13 protein-coding genes are annotated in these 16,639 nt (G+C 59.1%); 8 read left to right on the top strand and 5 right to left on the bottom strand.

All coding sequences use genetic code 11. From position 1 onward, the window contains the following. Nucleotides 1–14: 14 nt before the first annotated feature. The 6 genes from HK28_RS01115 (at nt 15) to HK28_RS01090 (ending at nt 8,303) form a co-directional block, all read left to right on the top strand. On the top strand, nt 15–1,295 hold the full coding sequence (locus tag HK28_RS01115) for an MFS transporter (protein WP_086642756.1): 1,281 nt from the start codon (nt 15–17) through the stop codon (nt 1,293–1,295). A gap of 79 nt (nt 1,296–1,374) precedes the next feature. Then, nucleotides 1,375–2,913: an aromatic amino acid lyase gene (locus tag HK28_RS01110; protein ID WP_086642755.1), complete on the top strand. Its 1,539-nt coding sequence runs from the start codon at nt 1,375–1,377 to the stop codon at nt 2,911–2,913. Beyond that, on the top strand, nt 2,906–4,270 hold the full coding sequence (locus tag HK28_RS01105; RefSeq protein ID WP_086642754.1) for a dihydroorotase family protein: 1,365 nt from the start codon (nt 2,906–2,908) through the stop codon (nt 4,268–4,270). Before HK28_RS01110 ends, HK28_RS01105 begins: the two co-directional genes overlap by 8 nt. After that, the gene (locus HK28_RS01100) at nt 4,267–5,520 is read left to right on the top strand and encodes a Zn-dependent hydrolase (RefSeq protein WP_086642753.1); all 1,254 of its coding nucleotides are present in this window, start codon (nt 4,267–4,269) and stop codon (nt 5,518–5,520) included. Before HK28_RS01105 ends, HK28_RS01100 begins: the two co-directional genes overlap by 4 nt. 26 nt (nt 5,521–5,546) lie before the next feature. After that, nucleotides 5,547–6,653: a DUF917 family protein gene (locus HK28_RS01095; RefSeq protein WP_086642752.1), complete on the top strand. Its 1,107-nt coding sequence runs from the start codon at nt 5,547–5,549 to the stop codon at nt 6,651–6,653. A gap of 3 nt (nt 6,654–6,656) precedes the next feature. Beyond that, nucleotides 6,657–8,303: a urocanate hydratase gene (locus HK28_RS01090; RefSeq protein WP_198945747.1), complete on the top strand. Its 1,647-nt coding sequence runs from the start codon at nt 6,657–6,659 to the stop codon at nt 8,301–8,303. Nucleotides 8,304–8,408: 105 nt separating this feature from the next. Here HK28_RS01090 and HK28_RS01085 read toward each other — a convergent pair whose 3' ends face one another. After that, the gene (locus tag HK28_RS01085) at nt 8,409–9,770 is read right to left on the bottom strand and encodes a cytochrome-c peroxidase (protein WP_369823566.1); all 1,362 of its coding nucleotides are present in this window, start codon (nt 9,768–9,770) and stop codon (nt 8,409–8,411) included. A 14-nt stretch (nt 9,771–9,784) separates the two neighbouring features. Next, nucleotides 9,785–11,539, bottom strand: a complete 1,755-nt coding sequence (locus tag HK28_RS01080) for a phospholipase C (RefSeq protein ID WP_086642751.1) — start codon at nt 11,537–11,539, stop codon at nt 9,785–9,787. A 297-nt stretch (nt 11,540–11,836) separates the two neighbouring features. On the opposite strand from HK28_RS01080, the gene HK28_RS14460 reads away from it, so the two are divergent. Next, on the top strand, nt 11,837–12,481 hold the full coding sequence (locus tag HK28_RS14460) for a Rieske (2Fe-2S) protein (protein WP_086642750.1): 645 nt from the start codon (nt 11,837–11,839) through the stop codon (nt 12,479–12,481). Nucleotides 12,482–12,496: 15 nt separating this feature from the next. Here the strand turns inward: HK28_RS14460 and HK28_RS01070 are convergent, their stop codons facing one another. Next, nucleotides 12,497–12,910 carry a lytic transglycosylase domain-containing protein gene (locus tag HK28_RS01070; protein ID WP_086642749.1) on the bottom strand — a complete coding sequence of 138 codons (414 nt, stop codon included), beginning with the start codon at nt 12,908–12,910 and terminating at the stop codon, nt 12,497–12,499. A 146-nt stretch (nt 12,911–13,056) separates the two neighbouring features. On the opposite strand from HK28_RS01070, the gene gspG reads away from it, so the two are divergent. Continuing rightward, on the top strand, nt 13,057–13,497 hold the full coding sequence (gene gspG, locus HK28_RS01065) for a type II secretion system major pseudopilin GspG (RefSeq protein ID WP_086642748.1): 441 nt from the start codon (nt 13,057–13,059) through the stop codon (nt 13,495–13,497). A gap of 7 nt (nt 13,498–13,504) precedes the next feature. Here gspG and HK28_RS01060 read toward each other — a convergent pair whose 3' ends face one another. Both HK28_RS01060 and gspD read right to left on the bottom strand, forming a co-directional pair. Then, the gene (locus tag HK28_RS01060) at nt 13,505–14,323 is read right to left on the bottom strand and encodes a type II secretion system protein GspK (protein ID WP_086642747.1); all 819 of its coding nucleotides are present in this window, start codon (nt 14,321–14,323) and stop codon (nt 13,505–13,507) included. Further along, nucleotides 14,316–16,637, bottom strand: coding sequence for a type II secretion system secretin GspD (gspD, locus tag HK28_RS01055; protein ID WP_086642746.1), 2,322 nt, complete (start codon nt 16,635–16,637; stop codon nt 14,316–14,318). Before gspD ends, HK28_RS01060 begins: the two co-directional genes overlap by 8 nt. Nucleotides 16,638–16,639: the final 2 nt, after the last annotated feature.

Here is a 16,639-nt window from a genome sequence, read left to right as displayed (position 1 = left end):
CACGAGGCGTCGTCATGACAACGGTGCAGCCACGGGCGAAAAAAACGACGATCGTGGCCGCCTGCGTCGGCAATCTTCTCGAATGGTATGACTTCTCGGTCTACGCGCTCTTTGCACCCTATATCGCGAAAGCATTGCTGCCGCCGTCCGATCCACTGTCCCTTCTGGCCCAGAGCCTGCTGGTGTTCGGACTGGGCGCCGTCGCCCGCCCGCTGGGGGCGTTGCTGCTCGGACATTATGCCGACGCGCGTGGGCGCGGTCCGACGCTGATGCTGACATGCGCATTGATGGGCGTCGGCACAGCCTGCATTCTGTTCGACCCGCCTTACGCGATCGCCGGGCGCGCCTCGATCATCGTTCTGTGCGTCGGGCGTCTATTACAAGGAATTTCAGCAGGCGGCGAAATCGGAGGAGCTGCGGCATTCCTTGTCGAGGGGGCCGCCGGTGGACGAGCAGGGTTCGCCGCCTCCTTCCTGCAGGCGACCATGGGGCTGTCGAATATGCTCGGCGCACTCGTCGCCGCCTGCGTCACGGCGTTTCTGAGCGACGCGCAGATCGCCGGGTGGGGGTGGCGCGCGCCATTTGCTATCGGTCTTGCAATCATCCCGCTCGGCGTCATCATGCGTCGCAACGCGTTCTCGCCGGTCCGAAGAGTGGCAGCTCGCGAAACGCTCGCCATCGGCGTTTTGGCGAAGCGCCACAAGGGCTCTGTTTTCGCCGCACTTGGGCTATCCCTGTTATGGGGCGCTGCGCCCTATGCCCTGATCATATACCTTCCTCTCTACGTGCAGCGTTTTTTTGGCGTCGCGCCCCACGCCAGCTACGTGGCCTACCTCTTTGGCAACATCGCGCTGGTGGCAGGCTCACTTACAGCGGGCAAACTGGCTGACCGGTTCGGCGCACGGCGCATCATGCTCGCCTCCGCTTTCCTGCTTTTGATTCTTCCCGCCCCCATCTTGTCCATGTTGACTGTCAGCCACGGCGTCATCACCATGATCGTAGTCGCCGCCTTATTGTGTTTTCTGGTTTCCCAGTTTGTTGGCGCGGCGCCCTTGGGAATCGCTGGGCTGTTCCCGAAATCAGTGCGCGCAAGCGGCATCGCATTGTCGTATAATATCGCAGTTTCTCTATTTGGCGGCTTCGCGCCGGCGATTTTGACCGCTCTCGGAAATGTCTGGCGCGGCGTCCCCAGCGCCGCGCTTTATGTGTCGATCGCGGCGCTTCCGGCGTTGGCCGCCCTGCTCTCGCCCGCGTTCTCACGACCGCCTTATGGCCCGGACGGTCCGGAGGTATAGCCCACGCACCAAAAAGCATAGGGGAGCGGTCCCCTGATGATGAAACACTTTAGTCAACGCCAACGAAAGAAAGGCCGCCGTGACCGCGATCACTCTGACCGGAACAACATTGCCGCTGAGCGACCTGATCGCAGTCGCTGACGGCGCTTATGTAAAGCTCGGCGGAGATGGCGTAGCGCGTCTTCTTGCTGGCCAACGCTCGCTTGAACGCGCTCTCGACAGAGGCGACGGCATCTACGGCACGACCAGCATGGTCGGCGCATTCAAGGACAGCCGGGTGTCGGGTGACGAGCGCCCGAAATATGCGCTGCGGCTCCTACGTTCCCACTTGCTCGGAACCGGCCCGCATATGCCGCGCCGTGTGGTCAGGACGGCCATGACGGCCCGGTTGAATGGCTTGCTGACCGGTCACACTGGCGCCAGCGTGCATCTCGCCCATGCGCTCGCGGCGCTTTTGAACGCAGGTATCACACCGGTCGTGCCTGAATATGGCTCTATCGGTTGCGCCGACGTCGGGTTGATGAGCCATATCGGCGCCACCCTCCTTGGTGAAGGAGACGCCTACGGCCCCGACCATGAGCAGCCGGAATCTGCCGCCGCGCTGCTCACCCGGTTCAGTCTCGCGCCGATCGATCCGGGGCCAAAGGACGTGATGACAGTTCTCTCCAGCAACGCGCTGGGCGTTGCCGGGGTGGCGATCGCCGTCGCTGACCTCCGCGCGCGGTTGCCCCTGCTGCTGTCAGTTTTTACCCTCAGCGCCGCAGGATTTGGCGCCTTCGGAGCGCCGTGGGAAACGGCGCGGCTCACCGGAACAGAAACGGAAACGCGCGTGGCGTGCTTTCTGCAAAGTCTGTGCAGTGAAAGTGACTGGACGCCGCGCCGAAACCTTCAAGATCCACTAAGTTTCCGCTGCATGCCACAAATCGGCGGTGGCCTGCTCTGCGCGCTGGACCGTGCCGAAGAGACGCTCGCGCACAACCTGTCGCACGCTGACGACAATCCGATACTTCTCGATGGCCGGGCCATGACTTCCGGCGCATCGCTTCCGCTTGGGCTGGCCCTCGACGCTCAATCGCTCGTCCTCGCGCTTTGCCATTACGTTCGGGGCGCGCTCGGGCGCATTCTTGCCCTCTGTCGCGAGGATCTTTCCGGCCTGCCGCGCAACCTGACCCTCGAACCCGGACGGCAGGTCGCGTTTGGAGCCGCCACCAAACTTGCCGCAGATCTAACGACCTCGATCCTGCGGGAATCCACGCCCACATCGCTGTATCAGATTCCTGTGGCCAACGGGTTCGAGGACGAGGCCAGCTACCTCCCCTCAGTCGCACGCGCACTGACAACGCAGATTTCCTTGCTCGCCCCGTTACTCGCGCTTGAGGCCATGGCCGCGCGGCAGGCAATCCATCTGTCGAACGCTCACGCCAGTGGAGCGCCCGGAGCGCTTCTCCACGCTCTGGAGCAAGAGACGCCTTTGCTCGACGACAGCGGTCCCGTCTCCGACGCCCTGCGGTCAACGGAAACGGTTCTGGATCGCTTCGCCCGCTCCTACGCCAACGCGCCGCCAGCCGCGTTTCGCTTTCCCCCTCCTGCAGTCAGGGAATCCCCAACCGATGCATGACCTGCTTCTCAAAGGCACAGTCGTCACCACACAGACCGTGTCGCCAGCGGCCTGGATTGTGATCGACGACGGCCGCATCAGCCAGATCGGTCAGGGCCCAGCGCCCGACGCACGTGAGATTCAGGATTATGGCGACGCGCTGATCCTGCCCGGCGCGATCGACCCGCAGGTCCACTCACGCTCCCAGAAGGGGCAAGAGGATTTCATCTGGAGCACCCGCGCCGCCGCGGCTGGCGGCGTCACGACAATCGCCGACATGCCTTATGATGACGGCTTTCTGGTCAGCACTGCCGAAAATCTCCGGCAAAAGGCGCGCGAGGCCGGGGAACAGGCGCGCGTCGATTTCGCGCTGTGGGGCACAATCGCACCGGATGACGGTCCCCGCCACATTCCGGCCGTTGCGGAAGCAGGAGCCTGCGGCTTCAAGTTTTCGACGTTTGGCACAGACCCAGTGCGTTTCCCCAGAATTCCGCCGGACCTGCTGGCTTCATGCTTCGAAGCCGTCGCCAAAACCGGCCTTATCGCCGGGGTCCATAACGAAGACGACGAAATGGTCCGCGCGCGGATCGCCGCAGTCACAAGCGCCGGCGTTACGGACTGGCGGGCCCACGGCATGTCGCGTCCGCCACTGGCGGAAACGCTGGCCATGGCGCAGATTTACGAGACGGCGGCGGCGACCGGATGTTCGGCTCATGTCGTGCATTGCTCCGTCGCGCGCGGCTACGCCCTGTGTGAAGCCTACCGCCAGCAAGGGTTCGATACGAGCGTCGAAGCCTGCATACATTATCTCATCCTCGATGAAGAACATGACGTCGCACGTCTGGGCGGCCGAGCGAAGATCAACCCTCCGATCCGTCCGCGCGCAGAGGTCGAAGGTCTGTGGGCGCACCTCGCCGCCGGAAACGTCACTGTCGTCTCCACCGACCATGTATCCTGGTCCCTGAGCAGAAAATCCGATCCCGAGATGCTGAAAAACGCCTCCGGCGCGCCAGGGTTGGAGGCGCTCTACCCCCTGTTCCTCACAGAACTCACGCGGCGCGGACTGTCTCTATCGCATGCGGCGCGTTTGCTGGCGGAAAATCCAGCACGACTGTTTCGTCTCAGCGCACAAAAAGGCGGCCTCGCACCGGGACGCGACGCTGACATCACAATCGCAAGAAGAGAGAACTGGATCTACGACGCGACGCATAGTCGCCATTCCATCGCCGGGTGGAGCGCCTACGATGGTCGCGCGCTCGACTGGCGTATCGCCGCAACCTGGTTGCGGGGAAAGCTGGTTTTCGACGGGCACGATGTGCTTGCGGAGCCGGGAGCAGGACGGTTCGTCTGCCCTCCTTCCTCAAGAACATCCTCATGAGTATCGCCGGGTTTGTTCAAAGCAGCCGGCTGTGGACTGACATCGAGGCACTTGCGACTATCACCGATCCGGCTCGTCCCTACACACGTCGCTCCTTCTCCGAACGCTTCATGCAGGGGCGCACGTGGCTCGTTGAACGCTTTCAGGACGCAGGCCTTGAAACGCGCATCGACGAAAGCGGCAATCTGATCGGACGGAGGGCCGGATCCGACAACGCTGTCGGCGTTCTTATGAGTGGATCGCATTCCGACACCGTACCGGACGGCGGTCGCTTCGATGGCGTTTTGGGCGTTCTCGCTGCCCTGGAGTGTGCGCGCGCGTTTACCGACGCTGGCGTATCGTTGCGTCACCATCTTGAGATTGTCGACTTCCTTGCCGAAGAACCGAGCGACTTCGGGATTTCCTGCATCGGAAGCCGAGGAATGACCGGCGCGCTTACTCAGGAGCACCTCGCGCTACGCGCCCCATGGGATGAAAGCCTGAGCGAAGCCATAACGCGCATGGGCGGCGATCCCGCTCAACTCACGGAGCCAAGACGTTCCGATATCCGCGCCTTTTTCGAGTTGCACATCGAACAGGGCGTCGTTCTTGAGCAGGAACGCCTCCAGATCGGAGTTGTCGAGGCCATCGCCGGGGTAACACGACTGGAAATCATATTCTCCGGACGCGCGGACCATGCAGGGACGACGCCGATGGATCGACGACAGGACGCCGCCGTCGCGGCTGCGCATGTGGTCAGCTTCGTTCACTCCGAGGCCGGAGTGCAAGCCGGGTCCGGTGCTGGCCACGTCACCGCAACCTGCGGAGTGATCGACATTTCTCCCAACGCCTCCAACGTCATTCCACGCACGGCGCGAATGATTGTCGATATTCGCGTCTCGGAACGTCACGTCGCCGAGGCGCTTGTTTCAGCAATTCGGGCGACTTGCCGCGACGCCGCCTCAATCAGCGGAACGACGCTGACGCGTTTCACCATCCAGTCGGATACCTCGCCGACGCCATGCGCGCCGGAATTGATCGGCATTATAGAAAGGTCTTCTATTGAAAACGGCTTCTCTCAACGACGCATGGTCTCCGGAGCGGGGCATGACGCCGCGTTTCTCGCGAGGCTGGCGCCGTCCGCAATGATCTTCACGCCGTGTCGAGAGGGTCGCAGTCATGACCCTGACGAGTGGTGCGCGCCGGAAGACGCTGTACGGGGCGCGCGCGTTCTCGCTGACGCATTACTTGCGCGCGACCTCCTGAACTGAAGCTCTGACAACGAAAGGAGCGCCCGATGGGCCGGATACTGGTTGAAAAAGATGTTGAGGCCGCAATCGCTGGCGGCTCGGTTTTCGCATGTGGCGGCGGGGGCTGGGTTGAACACGGCCGTATGCTCGGAACTGCAGCTGTCAACGCAGGGCAACCTGAGCTGGTCGAAGCCGACGAGATTCCCGACGACGCGTTCATTGCCACCGCAGCCGCGATCGGAGCGCCCGCAAGCACGACGGAATGGCAGATGCTGGGCGTCGATTATGTCAACGCCGTGCGTCTGGTCGAGAAAGAACTGGGCCAACCAATCTACGGACTGATGATCGGACAGAACGGCAAGTCCAGCACGCTCAACGCATGGTTGCCCGGCGCCATTCTCGGCACAAAGGTCATCGACGCCGTTGGGGACATGCGCGCCCACCCCACAGGCGACATGGGCTCTATTGGCATGGCCGGATCGCCCGAAACCATGATTCAGGCTGTGGTAGGCGGCAACCGCGCGAACAACGCATATCTGGAAGTCGTCGCAAAAGGCGCTACGGCGCGTATCTCTCCCATTCTGCGCACGGCTTCGGATATGTCAGGCGGCTTCATCGCATCGTGCCGTAATCCACTGCGCGCCAGCTATGTAAAACGTCATGCCGCATGGGGCGGGATTTCCCGCGCACTGGCCCTCGGAGAGGCCATTATCGACGCCGCCTCCAAAGGAGGTTCGGCCATTATCGACACTATCGTGCGGCAACTGGACGGAGCGATTATCGCACAGGGGAAAGTATCAAAAAAATCGGTTGTCTACACGCCGGAAGCCTTTGATGTCGGTACGATTACTGTCGGTGCGGGGGATCACGCCCTTACACTTCATGTCATGAATGAATATATGGCGGTGAACGACGCCGCTGGACAACGCATCTCCTCGTTCCCCGATATCATCACAACGCTCTCTCCATCAGGATATCCTCTTAGCGTTGGGGAGATTTCCGATGGCGACGAAATCCTTGTTCTTCATGTGGAAAAAACAAAATTTCCACTCTCATCAAGCGTTCTGGACCCTGCGGTCTACCCTCCTGTGGAACGCGCGCTCGGCATCGATCTGGCCAGTTACGCTATTGGTCTTCCTGAAAACCGGAGCTGATTCATGACCATGAAAGAGTTTGGCGTCACCTCTGGCGGTAATTTGCGCTGTCGCGGCTGGCGGCAAGAGGGCCTGCTGCGTCTTTTGGAAAACGTTCTTTCGGTGGGCGAAGATCCAGCGAACCTCGTGGTCTACGCAGCATTGGGGAAAGCCGCACGCGACTGGCGATCGCATGATGCAATCGTAAGTGCGTTGACAACGATGCATGATGACGAAACGTTGATCGTGCAATCGGGAAAGCCTATCGGCGTCGTAAAAACGCATGAACGTGCGCCGATCGTCATCATGGCGAACTGCAATATCGTGGGTCAGTGGGCGAAAGCTGATGAGTTTTATCGGCTGGAGCAAGATGGGCTGATCTGCTGGGGCGGCCTGACAGCCGGAGACTGGCAGTATATAGGCTCTCAAGGCGTCATTCAGGGCACTTACGAAATATTCCGTCGTATCGCCGAACAACATTTCAACGGCGACCTGACCGGTCGCCTGATCTTGACGTCCGGTCTGGGCGGCATGGGCGGCGCGCAGCCGTTGGCCGGACGACTGGCCGGCGCGATAATTTTGTGTGTGGAAGTCGATGAAGCGCGCATACGGCGCCGAATTGAAAACGGCTATCTTCAGCATCAGGCGGCGGACCTCGACGAGGCGCTTCGTTTGGCGGACCAGGCTCGCGCGGCCGGAGAGGCCAGTTCTATCGGACTATGCGGCAACGCCGCCGATATTTTCCCCGAATTACTTCGTCGTGGCGTGACCCCCGATATCGTGACCGACCAGACGTCTGCTCATGACCTCATATACGGATATATTCCTCGCGGCCTTTCTATCGACGAAGCGCGGGCCATGCGTCAGAGCGATCCCGGTGGTTTATCAAAACTGTCTCTGACCTCTATCGCGCAACATGTGCAGGCGATGCTCGATTTTCGCGCGAAAGGCTCGATAGTATTCGATAACGGCAATCTTATCAGAACGCAGGCGCAAACTGCGGGGGTGACCAACGCATTCGACATCCCCATTTTCACAGAAGCTTATCTCCGACCTCTTTTTGCTCGCGGAATCGGTCCTTTTCGCTGGATCGCGCTCTCCAACGACAAAAACGATCTCATTCGAATCGACGATTATCTATTGAAGACATTTTCCGACAATCCATCCGTGATGAACTGGATTACCCTCGCCCGCCAGCACGTCCCGGTGGAGGGGATGCCCGCACGGATTGCGTGGCTCGGACATGGAGATCGTACCAAAGTCGCACTGGCCGTAAACCGCATGGTACGTGAGGGCGTTCTGTCAGGCCCCGTCGCCTTCACGCGCGACCATCTGGACGCTGGAGCCATGGCGCATCCTAATATAATGACCGAAAACATGAAGGATGGCTCAGACGCCATTGCTGACTGGCCGTTGCTCAATGCGATGCTGGCGTGCTCTTCGCAGGCCGATCTCGTCGCCATCCACTCCGGTGGAGGTGGATATGCTGGCTACATGACCAGCGCGGGCGTTACAACCATAGCAGATGGTTCGTCGGAAGCGGATGAAAGGTTGCGTCTAACCCTGACCAATGACACCAGCCTTGGCGTGATGCGCTACGCAGATGCGGGATACCCCGAGTCATTCAACGAAATTCAAAAATCGAACATACCCTATATAAATCTTCGCTGAATCACGCACTACACGCAGCTGGCGTTCGAATTTGTAGAATTTCGAAAACGCCAGCAACGCCATATTCTTTCCGAACCTGACCTTTTACGCCAAGGAAAAACGCGACTACGGAGCGCCATGGCCCGTCGTGACATGACGGTCCGTCAGGGTCTTGAGAAATGCGATAATCGCTGCGCGCTCATCTTCGGAGATTCCAGGTTGGTCCCCGGGCTTACGATCGAGCGGAGCATCTGTCGTATCCAGATTCGTTCGATATTGCTGGGGCAGATCGTCGTAAGCCCGCACGTTTCCCGATGAATCGCGCCCATAGAATCTCGCGGGATCGATATCGCGCAAAGCGTAAAACTCAAGAACTTTGTCGAGCGAATGGAATACGCCGTTATGAAAAAAAACTCTTCGCGTCGCCGAATTACGAAGGGTTGGAGTTGCGAACATACCGCAATAGGATGCAAGCGCTTTTCTTCCTGCGCTCTGAGCGTCGCAAACGCCCAGATCATAGTGAGACGCATCACGGTTCATCAAAATATCTAAATTTCTCGGCGCACCCAGAGCTTCGTATTGATGATCGGTGAAGAGCGGCGGCAATCCATTCGCCTGAGGTGTGTCGACGTGACAGGCGGCGCAATTTCCTTTCTCGGGATCATTGAATAACAAATACCCACGGCGCTCCAGAGAGGTAAACTTCGCACGCCCCTCAAGCCAAGAGTCAAATTTGCTTGAGTACGGATGAAAATCCTTTTCCTCGACCTGATATCGGGACAACGCGAACATCGCCTCATCGAGCAGAAACTCGGGCGATTTTTCTCCAGAAATGCCGGCCAATTGCTTGAGCGCATCTGTATATGGGGCATGATTAAGGCGCTCGAGCACCCTCTCACGCGTCGACGCCATTTCAACCGGGTCGTACAGAGGTCCGGCCGCCTGTTGCTGAAAAGTATCTGCGCGTCCGTCCCAAAACAGCCCACCCTGCGGCACAAGATTGGCCGCCGAAGCAGCTGTATTCGCTGCGCTCTTCGGTCCATGAGATGCCGTGGCCGACGCCGCCTGTATTTGCGGCGCGGTTTCCGCGAGCGGGTCGTCAGGACCGATGCTGAACGCAGGCTGACGCTCCAGGTACATCAGAGATGGCACCGCGCGGCGTCCCTGACTCTTCATATCCGTCCCGCCAAGAAAAACAGCGGCCACGCCTGACGGTCCATAATGATTCGCAGGATCATGGCAGGAGGCGCAGGACAGACGTCCCGATCCTGACAGGGCGGTGTCGTAAAACATCGCCTTGCCGATCTGCGCCATCGCAGACAATGGCCGAGATTCCGGCGTGTGCAACGCAACCGGGCACGGGTTAGAGCCGTCAGAACGGGGCTGACACGTCCCGCCCGCCTGCGCATGCGCCCCGGCGACGAAAAACATCGTCAGGGCGGCGACGCAGTTCCACAGGAACTGCGTCTGTTTCGAGCAATCTCTCATTCCAGCGCGAGAGCTTACTGAAACTGCGGGCCGAAAGGAGATTCGTCGCCACCGTGACCGAACCCGTGGTGGTTGTGGTCGTCGCCGTCGTCGTCATGGCCGGAACGAAGACCGTCGTGACGAATGTCGCCAGTTTCCATATCCAGCAGCAAGGTGGCTTTCTGCGAGGGACGCGTGAAGTCGAACATGTCGTCCAGCTTTCCAGCCGTCGCATCAAAAGAGCCGCCACCAAGGCGTGCGCCTCCCAGCCAGTTGTCCTCGATGAAGCGGACGACAGAGCTTTGCGTCACCAGATTATGAGAGACATAGTTGATCTTCGCCCACGGAGAAATCACCATCAGCGGAGTGCGCGTTCCGGGGCCGCAGCGGCCATTCACGGTCTTGCCCAGCACGCCCTCAGGAGCGTCTCCGGTTCCGCAGGCGCCGTCGCCATTCAACTGGTCAGCCGAAGCCGCATAGGAAGAATGAGTCGGTTTGACGAAAGCATGGTCATACCAGCCGTCAGAGTCGTCATACCCCACGACGATAGCCGTATCCCGCCACTCGGGACGCTTCTGAATGAAATTCACGAGCTTGACGATGCCCGCCTGTTCATCGAGCGGATCGGAGTAGCCAGCGTGAGCGTCCTGATATGCAGGCATTTTGATAAACGAAACGGAGGGGAAATTCCCTTTCTTTACAGCCTTGTAGAAGTCTTCAAGATCGTACTCGTGATTGGCGGGCTCCTTTTCCGAGCTGCCAGGGATGTAGGAATATCCAATAGTGCGATCTGACTTCGGCCGGGCATGGGTCGGATTCGACGTGCTGACGTAATACTGGAACCAGTTATGATGCGGGATGTAGTCGGCGACATTCTCCGAAACAACTGATGAATATGTCTGCCGTTTGCACCCGGTGGTGCCGTCGCTGTTCGTTGAACCCAGATCGAAGCCGCCCATAAAGCCGCCCCACGTGACGCCACGATCGTTCAGCAGATCGCCGATATTCTTGCTGGTCATCTGAACCTGATTCGTTGCAGACGAACAGGTGTCGTAAGCGGGGTCGATGTCGTTGACCATTGTCCAGCCGCCCTGCCCGTCCGCAACATAGGACGACGACTTGGCTTTTGTGCTCGGGCTTTGCGTCGTGGCGACAATTTTCATGCCGTTGGTTTGACCCGAAACAACTTCCAGCGCGCCCGGCGTCGAAGGACCATATGTATCGGTGTAGGCGTTGTCGCTCATCGCGAAGCGCTGTGCATAATGCCACAAGGCCGTGACGGTGTTGCCGTCATAATAGCCCATGACCTGGCCATTCGTGCCGAACGCACCAACGCCTCCGGATGTGCCTGAGCCAGTGTAAAGCGGAAACAGATCAGCCTTTCCTGCATCATAGGCCATCTGTTCAGCCGTATACGCATGATTCTGATCGGCCGTGCTGGCCTGAGACCTGTCCAGGCGGAACGGCAACGCGGCGCCTGTCCCGTTTGCGGAGTTGGTGTTCGGGTTTTGCAGAAGCAGGTCATTGTTGCGCAGGTTGTTTACGCTGGGAGTTCCGGGAGCCGCCTTGAAGGACGGCTCGCCCGAAGCGTTCGTCGCGTACGGGTACGTGGCGAAATAGTGATCGAAGGAAACGTTCTCCTGATAGATCACGACGATGTGCTTGATAGGCGTGCGGGTATGCGCGAACGATTCCGGGGAGGGGCGGCCCCACTGACCAGACCAGCCATCATGCGCCAGCGTAATCTGCGGCGTGAAGATCGAGAGTGACAACAGGGCGGACAATGTCATCCGCGCGCGTTTTACGAACACAGTTCGCAACCTTTCATGATGGAGGAACCAGAGCGATCGACGCACGAACAAGACGCATCATCACTGGCCCCGAAAGATGACCCGGGAGTGGGGGCTCTACTGATTCCGACATGTCGCGGTCGACATTGAGCTTCTACCTATATCGCCCGCAAACTGAAGGCACCGGAGCCTGCGGCGTGAATAGGACGAGATCAAAAAAAGCTGTGTGATGATTCTGTTAAAATTCCAAACAATTCATGAGGTTGATAATGGTTCTTAAATAAGAATGACTGCGAAATGACATATGACATTTTCATGATGATTTCGAGACGTCCTATCTCGTCCTTGTTCAGTCCCTATAAGAGACCATACCGAATAACTTATAGGCGGCGTGGCGCGGTGGATGTTAACGACTCAAACCTTCTATCCCGCCGTCACGCCGCCGGGCTGTTAGGTGGGGCCCTTTGCTGCAGCGCACACATCCGGGCGCAAACATTCGGAGTCAGCGCCAGCACGACCTTCGCCACAAAAGATTTTCTGTGCAAAGTGTCGGATAATGCGGAGAAAAGACTGACGCCGCACGATGTTCTGAGCGCGCACGCGCCCATCATGTGCTGGCCGATCAATTCCACAAATGGTGAACCGCGCAAGGAAACAAGTTTCAATCGCTTGTGGATTCTACAAACACCTACCGCGATTGTCGGCTTCTCAGTGATTTGTCCACATGCAGGCTGCCTCGTCTCCGGGTGGAACGGAGAACGACGCCTTCTCGTGTGTCCGTGTCATAGCTCGGCATATGACGTGGATCACAATGGACAAGTCATGGACGGTCCCGCCCCCTCGCCTCTTCCTTATGTACATATTGTAGAGGAAGAAGGATTTTTGCGAATTGCATCCGCGATATCGCGACCTGTCGGCGCACACGCGTCCCGCGCCGACTAACTGTATTCAGGTGCGCTACTGCGACGGCGGCGTTGGAAAAAGCTTGCGGGCTTGCTCCAATATCTTTTTTTGATAATCCTCGTTCAAACCCTGTGTGTGCGAATGATAATCTCCGATGGCCTGCATAAGATCGCCGTGCGTCTCATTGAGATATGTGCGCAACACCACCGCCGACGCCGCCACGTTGAAACATCCGTCGGAAACCAGACGCGCCGCAGTCTGGACCGCAGGCATATGTGTTATTTTCGAAATCACCTCGACCCATCGGGTGTTTATCTGCATCAGGCCGAGATCGGACGATCCATCCGCATTCCGATGAACAACGCCATTCGCTCCGCGCTCAACCTCCCATATCGTCGGGAAAACCCGGGGCGGGATGTCATAGCGGATTGCTGCGGCGAGCACGCAGGCGAGTAGAGGCGCGGGCATGGACAGCTCTTATAGAGGCATATCCTTTCAAGTCGAAGGTCGGACATCATGTTTCATAGTTCTTTAACAATTCTGCCCTGTCCTGCCACGGTTCGGTCGGTTTACTAACGTATCAGAATCGATATCGCGAAAGCTCTTTTACAGAAATGTCAAACCTCCCCGATCACCGGAACGAAGGCGACGCCGGCTTCACGCTGCTGGAAATTCTCGTCGTGCTCGCTATCCTCGGCCTTCTCGTCGGGTTGGTCGCGCCCGCCGCGCTCCGGCAGTTGGGCGGGGCGCGCGTGTCCGTCGCGAAGCAATCAATCGCGCGAATTGGCTCCGTTCTCGACATGTACAAGCTGGACAACGGCGCCTATCCGACAACCGAAGACGGACTGGACGCGCTCACTCATCGACCGTCGGCTGCCGAGAACTGGAACGGCCCTTACCTCAAGGACGCTACCGCTCCACTCGATCCCTGGCGGCATCCCTATACCTATCGCTCGCCTTCCGATCGAGAGAATCACGATTACGATCTTTGCTCTCAAGGCCCATCCGGAAGTGCTCGTGATAGCACTGGACATGAAGAAATCTGCAATCCTTGACGCGCATTCAATGAATGTCATCCGTTTCCCAACGCATGACGCGCCAGGGAACGGGCCGCGCATCGGGCAGAAGCACAACCTCCGCATGACGGAGCATCGCACCGCCATCACCTGAGGCCTTCGCGTCGACGACCACCAGCGCCTCTTCGTCCTCAACATCTTCTCTCTGGACAGCTTGCCCCGGAATGACCAACCCGGCCTTGACGAGCGCCGCCCGGACGACCGGATCGCGCGTGAGGGACGATGTCGGCTGCATTTGCGCAAACGACATATGGGGGGCGAGCGCCTGCACCAATGAGCGCGTCATCCCCGGCACCGCAGCAAGATCGTCGAAAGTATGAAACGGCGCGCCGAGCGGAACGCAGCGACTTTCTTCCCGTCCTTGCGACGATGGCGCCTGCTCCTGCAAATCCGGATTTTTCCAGGCGAAGATCGCATTTGCGAGCACCGTCGCCTTGTCGGGCGGTGTGCCGCTCGCCACCAACAACGCCTGCATCAACGTCACGCTGACCGCATTCGGATTGATCTTGTTTCGCTCGATGATGCTGCGAACCTGCACGAGATTGTTCTCATCACTGGACACCTTCCAGACTCCGCCGGCGCCACTTACGCCTGTTGCGACTGAAAACAGCTCCGTAGTGATGGCGGCGTCCGCCATGGTCTCCAGTCTCGTCCGCTCAAGCGCTGCATCGCCCAGGCGTAACGCGGCGCGGCCCGTCGAAAGAGTCTGGCTCACCAGCAATGCGAGAAAGCCAAGCATCCACAGGACCAGCAGCAGCGCAAACCCTCCCTCCTCCCCACGGCGGGTATCACGGGGATCAGTCATTGAGGCCAATGCTATGCAGCACACGGTGCTGCGGGTTATCAGACCCTGTCATCGGCATGACGTTCAGGTCGTGCGGCAACACAGCCGCCCGGGGAAGCTGTTCCCGCAGATCAGCGGTCAGGGCGTATGCGTCCGTCTGATTATGAATGACGTGCGGCGTGATCAGGACGAGAAGTTCAGTTCGTTCGCGAGTATTATTCTGCGTGCCACCCAGTAGTCCAAGAATCGGCACGTCTTTCAGCCACGGAATTCCCTGATTCGCCTTGTTCGATTTGTCCGAGATCAATCCGGCCAACCCAACGGTCTGTCCATCCGAAATGACCACCCGAGACGTGACCATACGCTGGGAGAACGTAGGACTGTTGATCGTGCCGCTACCCGAGGAGGTGGTCGTAGACGCCACAGAACTGACCTGCTGTGAAATATCGAGCGTGACCACTCCGCCATTGCTGACATGCGGGGTCACCTGCAGAATAACACCGGTCGGCTGGTAGCTGATGGAGTTTGTGATCGTCGAATTGGACGTCAGGACTCCGGTCGTGCTCCCTGTCAGATAGGGAACTTCATCGCCAACCATCAACGACGCCTGCTGGTTGTCTACGACCATCAGCTCCGGCGATGACAGAACCCTCACGGACGTCACTTCCTGCAACGCGTTGATGACGAACGGCGCTCCCGCCGCTCCGTGGCCACCAATCACGAAGCCCGGGAAACTGCTCGACAATTCTGATGTCGCAAGGTTACCCGAAGTCAGCGTCTGTGTGGCCGTACTCAGGATGCCGTTGATGCCGCCAGATTTAAAAAAGAACTGTGTTCCATATTGCAAGGTGTCGTTGAGAGTCACTTCGGCCACCGTCGCGTCCACCCTGACCTGCAACGGCATTATGTCCACTTTGCGCAACATGGACGAAACCGTCTCTGTCTCGTTCGTGGTGCCATAGACAAGGACGGCGTTATTCTGCAGATCCGGGATGATACGGATCTCGCTATCGGCCGAACGGGTATCCGAAGAATTCCCAAGACCACCCAAAAGAGGATTATTCGAAATACCGTCTGATCCTTGCCCATTCTGGCCGCTGGCGTCAGATCCACTGCCCCCCTGCGTCTGCCCCGTGCTCGTAGAGCCCGACGATCCACCCAACAGTGAACTTGACTGAGTGCCGCTGGAAGTGCTCGACGAGCCCAGACCGAGGCCTGTCCCCCCAGACTGGCCCGATGACATGAACTGGTTACTGTTGTTGGCGTTCAGCTTGGACGAAGGCGTCGCCGTCACGTGATTCGGAGTGAACGCCTGCTGAAGGATATAGGCGATATCGTTCGCTCGCCCATTCTGAAGGTAATAGACGTTCCATTTCCGCACCGTGCGACGGCGCTCCGCTTCGATAACGGAAAATACGCGTCGCGCGTTTTCGATCAGCGACGACTGGGCGGCGATCACCATCACGGCCTCAATGCGCGGCATCGGCACGACCCGCAACCTCTCCGCCATCGCCTGGCCTTTCTTGCTGGACAAAGCTGTTTCCAGAGCGGTCGCCAGTTCCTGCGCGTCGCCGCTGGTTGCTGGAAAAAGCGCATAGGACTGCCCCGACAACACGTCCGTATCAAACGCATGAACCAGTTCAACCAACGTCGCGCGCGACGCAGGATCTCCCGTCACCACCACGGCGTTTCCTGACGGCGCGGCGACGATATGCCCGCCGTTATGCAATATCGGCTGCACCGCTTTGGCCAACGCATCCGCTGAGGTGTACCGCAGCGAGACAACCGTTTCGCCGTCGTTCTGCTCTCCCCCAGGCGTTCCCGCGGCAGTGACGCGATAAACGCCGTTCTCAAACACCAGAGCCGCTCCCGCCCCGGAAAGCGCCGCGCGAAGTACCGGCAGAAGCTGATCCTGCCTTACAGGCGTAGTGGTCTTGAGCGTGATCGACCCATGCACGCTGGAATCGACCAGATAGTTGACATGCAGAAGTTGCCCAAGCACCTGATCGACGACGGCGCGGATATCTGTGTCGGCGAAATTGAGCGTAATATCTCCTGCTCCATCCCCTCCGAGACCACCGCTCGTCCGTCCTTGTCCGCGGCCGTAGCTGACCATGCCTGTGCGCACAGGCGGTTGCGCACCAACGGCCCCGTCGATCCGCGGCGTAGCCCCGTTGTTGGCGCGTGGAGCCGGCAGCGCACCCGGATGAGGCGTCTGATCGGCGCATCCGGCCAGCAATGCGACGGAAAGCAGATATGACCATCGCGCCCCGGAACGACGACGACGCCCAACCGGCATTTCGAGGGCAACGTGAAGAGAAACCGAGTCGTTCAAGA

This window comes from Acetobacter sp. DsW_063, from assembly GCF_002153745.1.
Classification (GTDB): Bacteria; Pseudomonadota; Alphaproteobacteria; order Acetobacterales; family Acetobacteraceae; genus Acetobacter.
Note: the sequence above shows the minus strand (reverse complement) of the source record. Positions and strands in the feature narration are given on the sequence as shown.

What these genes read in the sequence shown, in the direction of transcription:
- HK28_RS01115 (WP_086642756.1), top strand. Translation starts at nt 15, where the DNA reads ATGACAACGGTGCAGCCACGGGCGAAAAAAACGACGATCGTGGCCGCC.
- HK28_RS01105 (WP_086642754.1), top strand. Translation starts at nt 2,906, where the DNA reads ATGCATGACCTGCTTCTCAAAGGCACAGTCGTCACCACACAGACCGTG.
- HK28_RS01100 (WP_086642753.1), top strand. Translation starts at nt 4,267, where the DNA reads ATGAGTATCGCCGGGTTTGTTCAAAGCAGCCGGCTGTGGACTGACATC.
- HK28_RS01095 (WP_086642752.1), top strand. Translation starts at nt 5,547, where the DNA reads ATGGGCCGGATACTGGTTGAAAAAGATGTTGAGGCCGCAATCGCTGGC.
- HK28_RS01090 (WP_198945747.1), top strand. Translation starts at nt 6,657, where the DNA reads ATGACCATGAAAGAGTTTGGCGTCACCTCTGGCGGTAATTTGCGCTGT.
- HK28_RS01085 (WP_369823566.1), bottom strand. Translation starts at nt 9,770, where the DNA reads ATGAGAGATTGCTCGAAACAGACGCAGTTCCTGTGGAACTGCGTCGCC.
- HK28_RS01080 (WP_086642751.1), bottom strand. Translation starts at nt 11,539, where the DNA reads ATGACATTGTCCGCCCTGTTGTCACTCTCGATCTTCACGCCGCAGATT.
- HK28_RS14460 (WP_086642750.1), top strand. Translation starts at nt 11,837, where the DNA reads ATGACATATGACATTTTCATGATGATTTCGAGACGTCCTATCTCGTCC.
- HK28_RS01070 (WP_086642749.1), bottom strand. Translation starts at nt 12,910, where the DNA reads ATGCCCGCGCCTCTACTCGCCTGCGTGCTCGCCGCAGCAATCCGCTAT.
- gspG (WP_086642748.1), top strand. Translation starts at nt 13,057, where the DNA reads ATGTCAAACCTCCCCGATCACCGGAACGAAGGCGACGCCGGCTTCACG.
- HK28_RS01060 (WP_086642747.1), bottom strand. Translation starts at nt 14,323, where the DNA reads ATGACTGATCCCCGTGATACCCGCCGTGGGGAGGAGGGAGGGTTTGCG.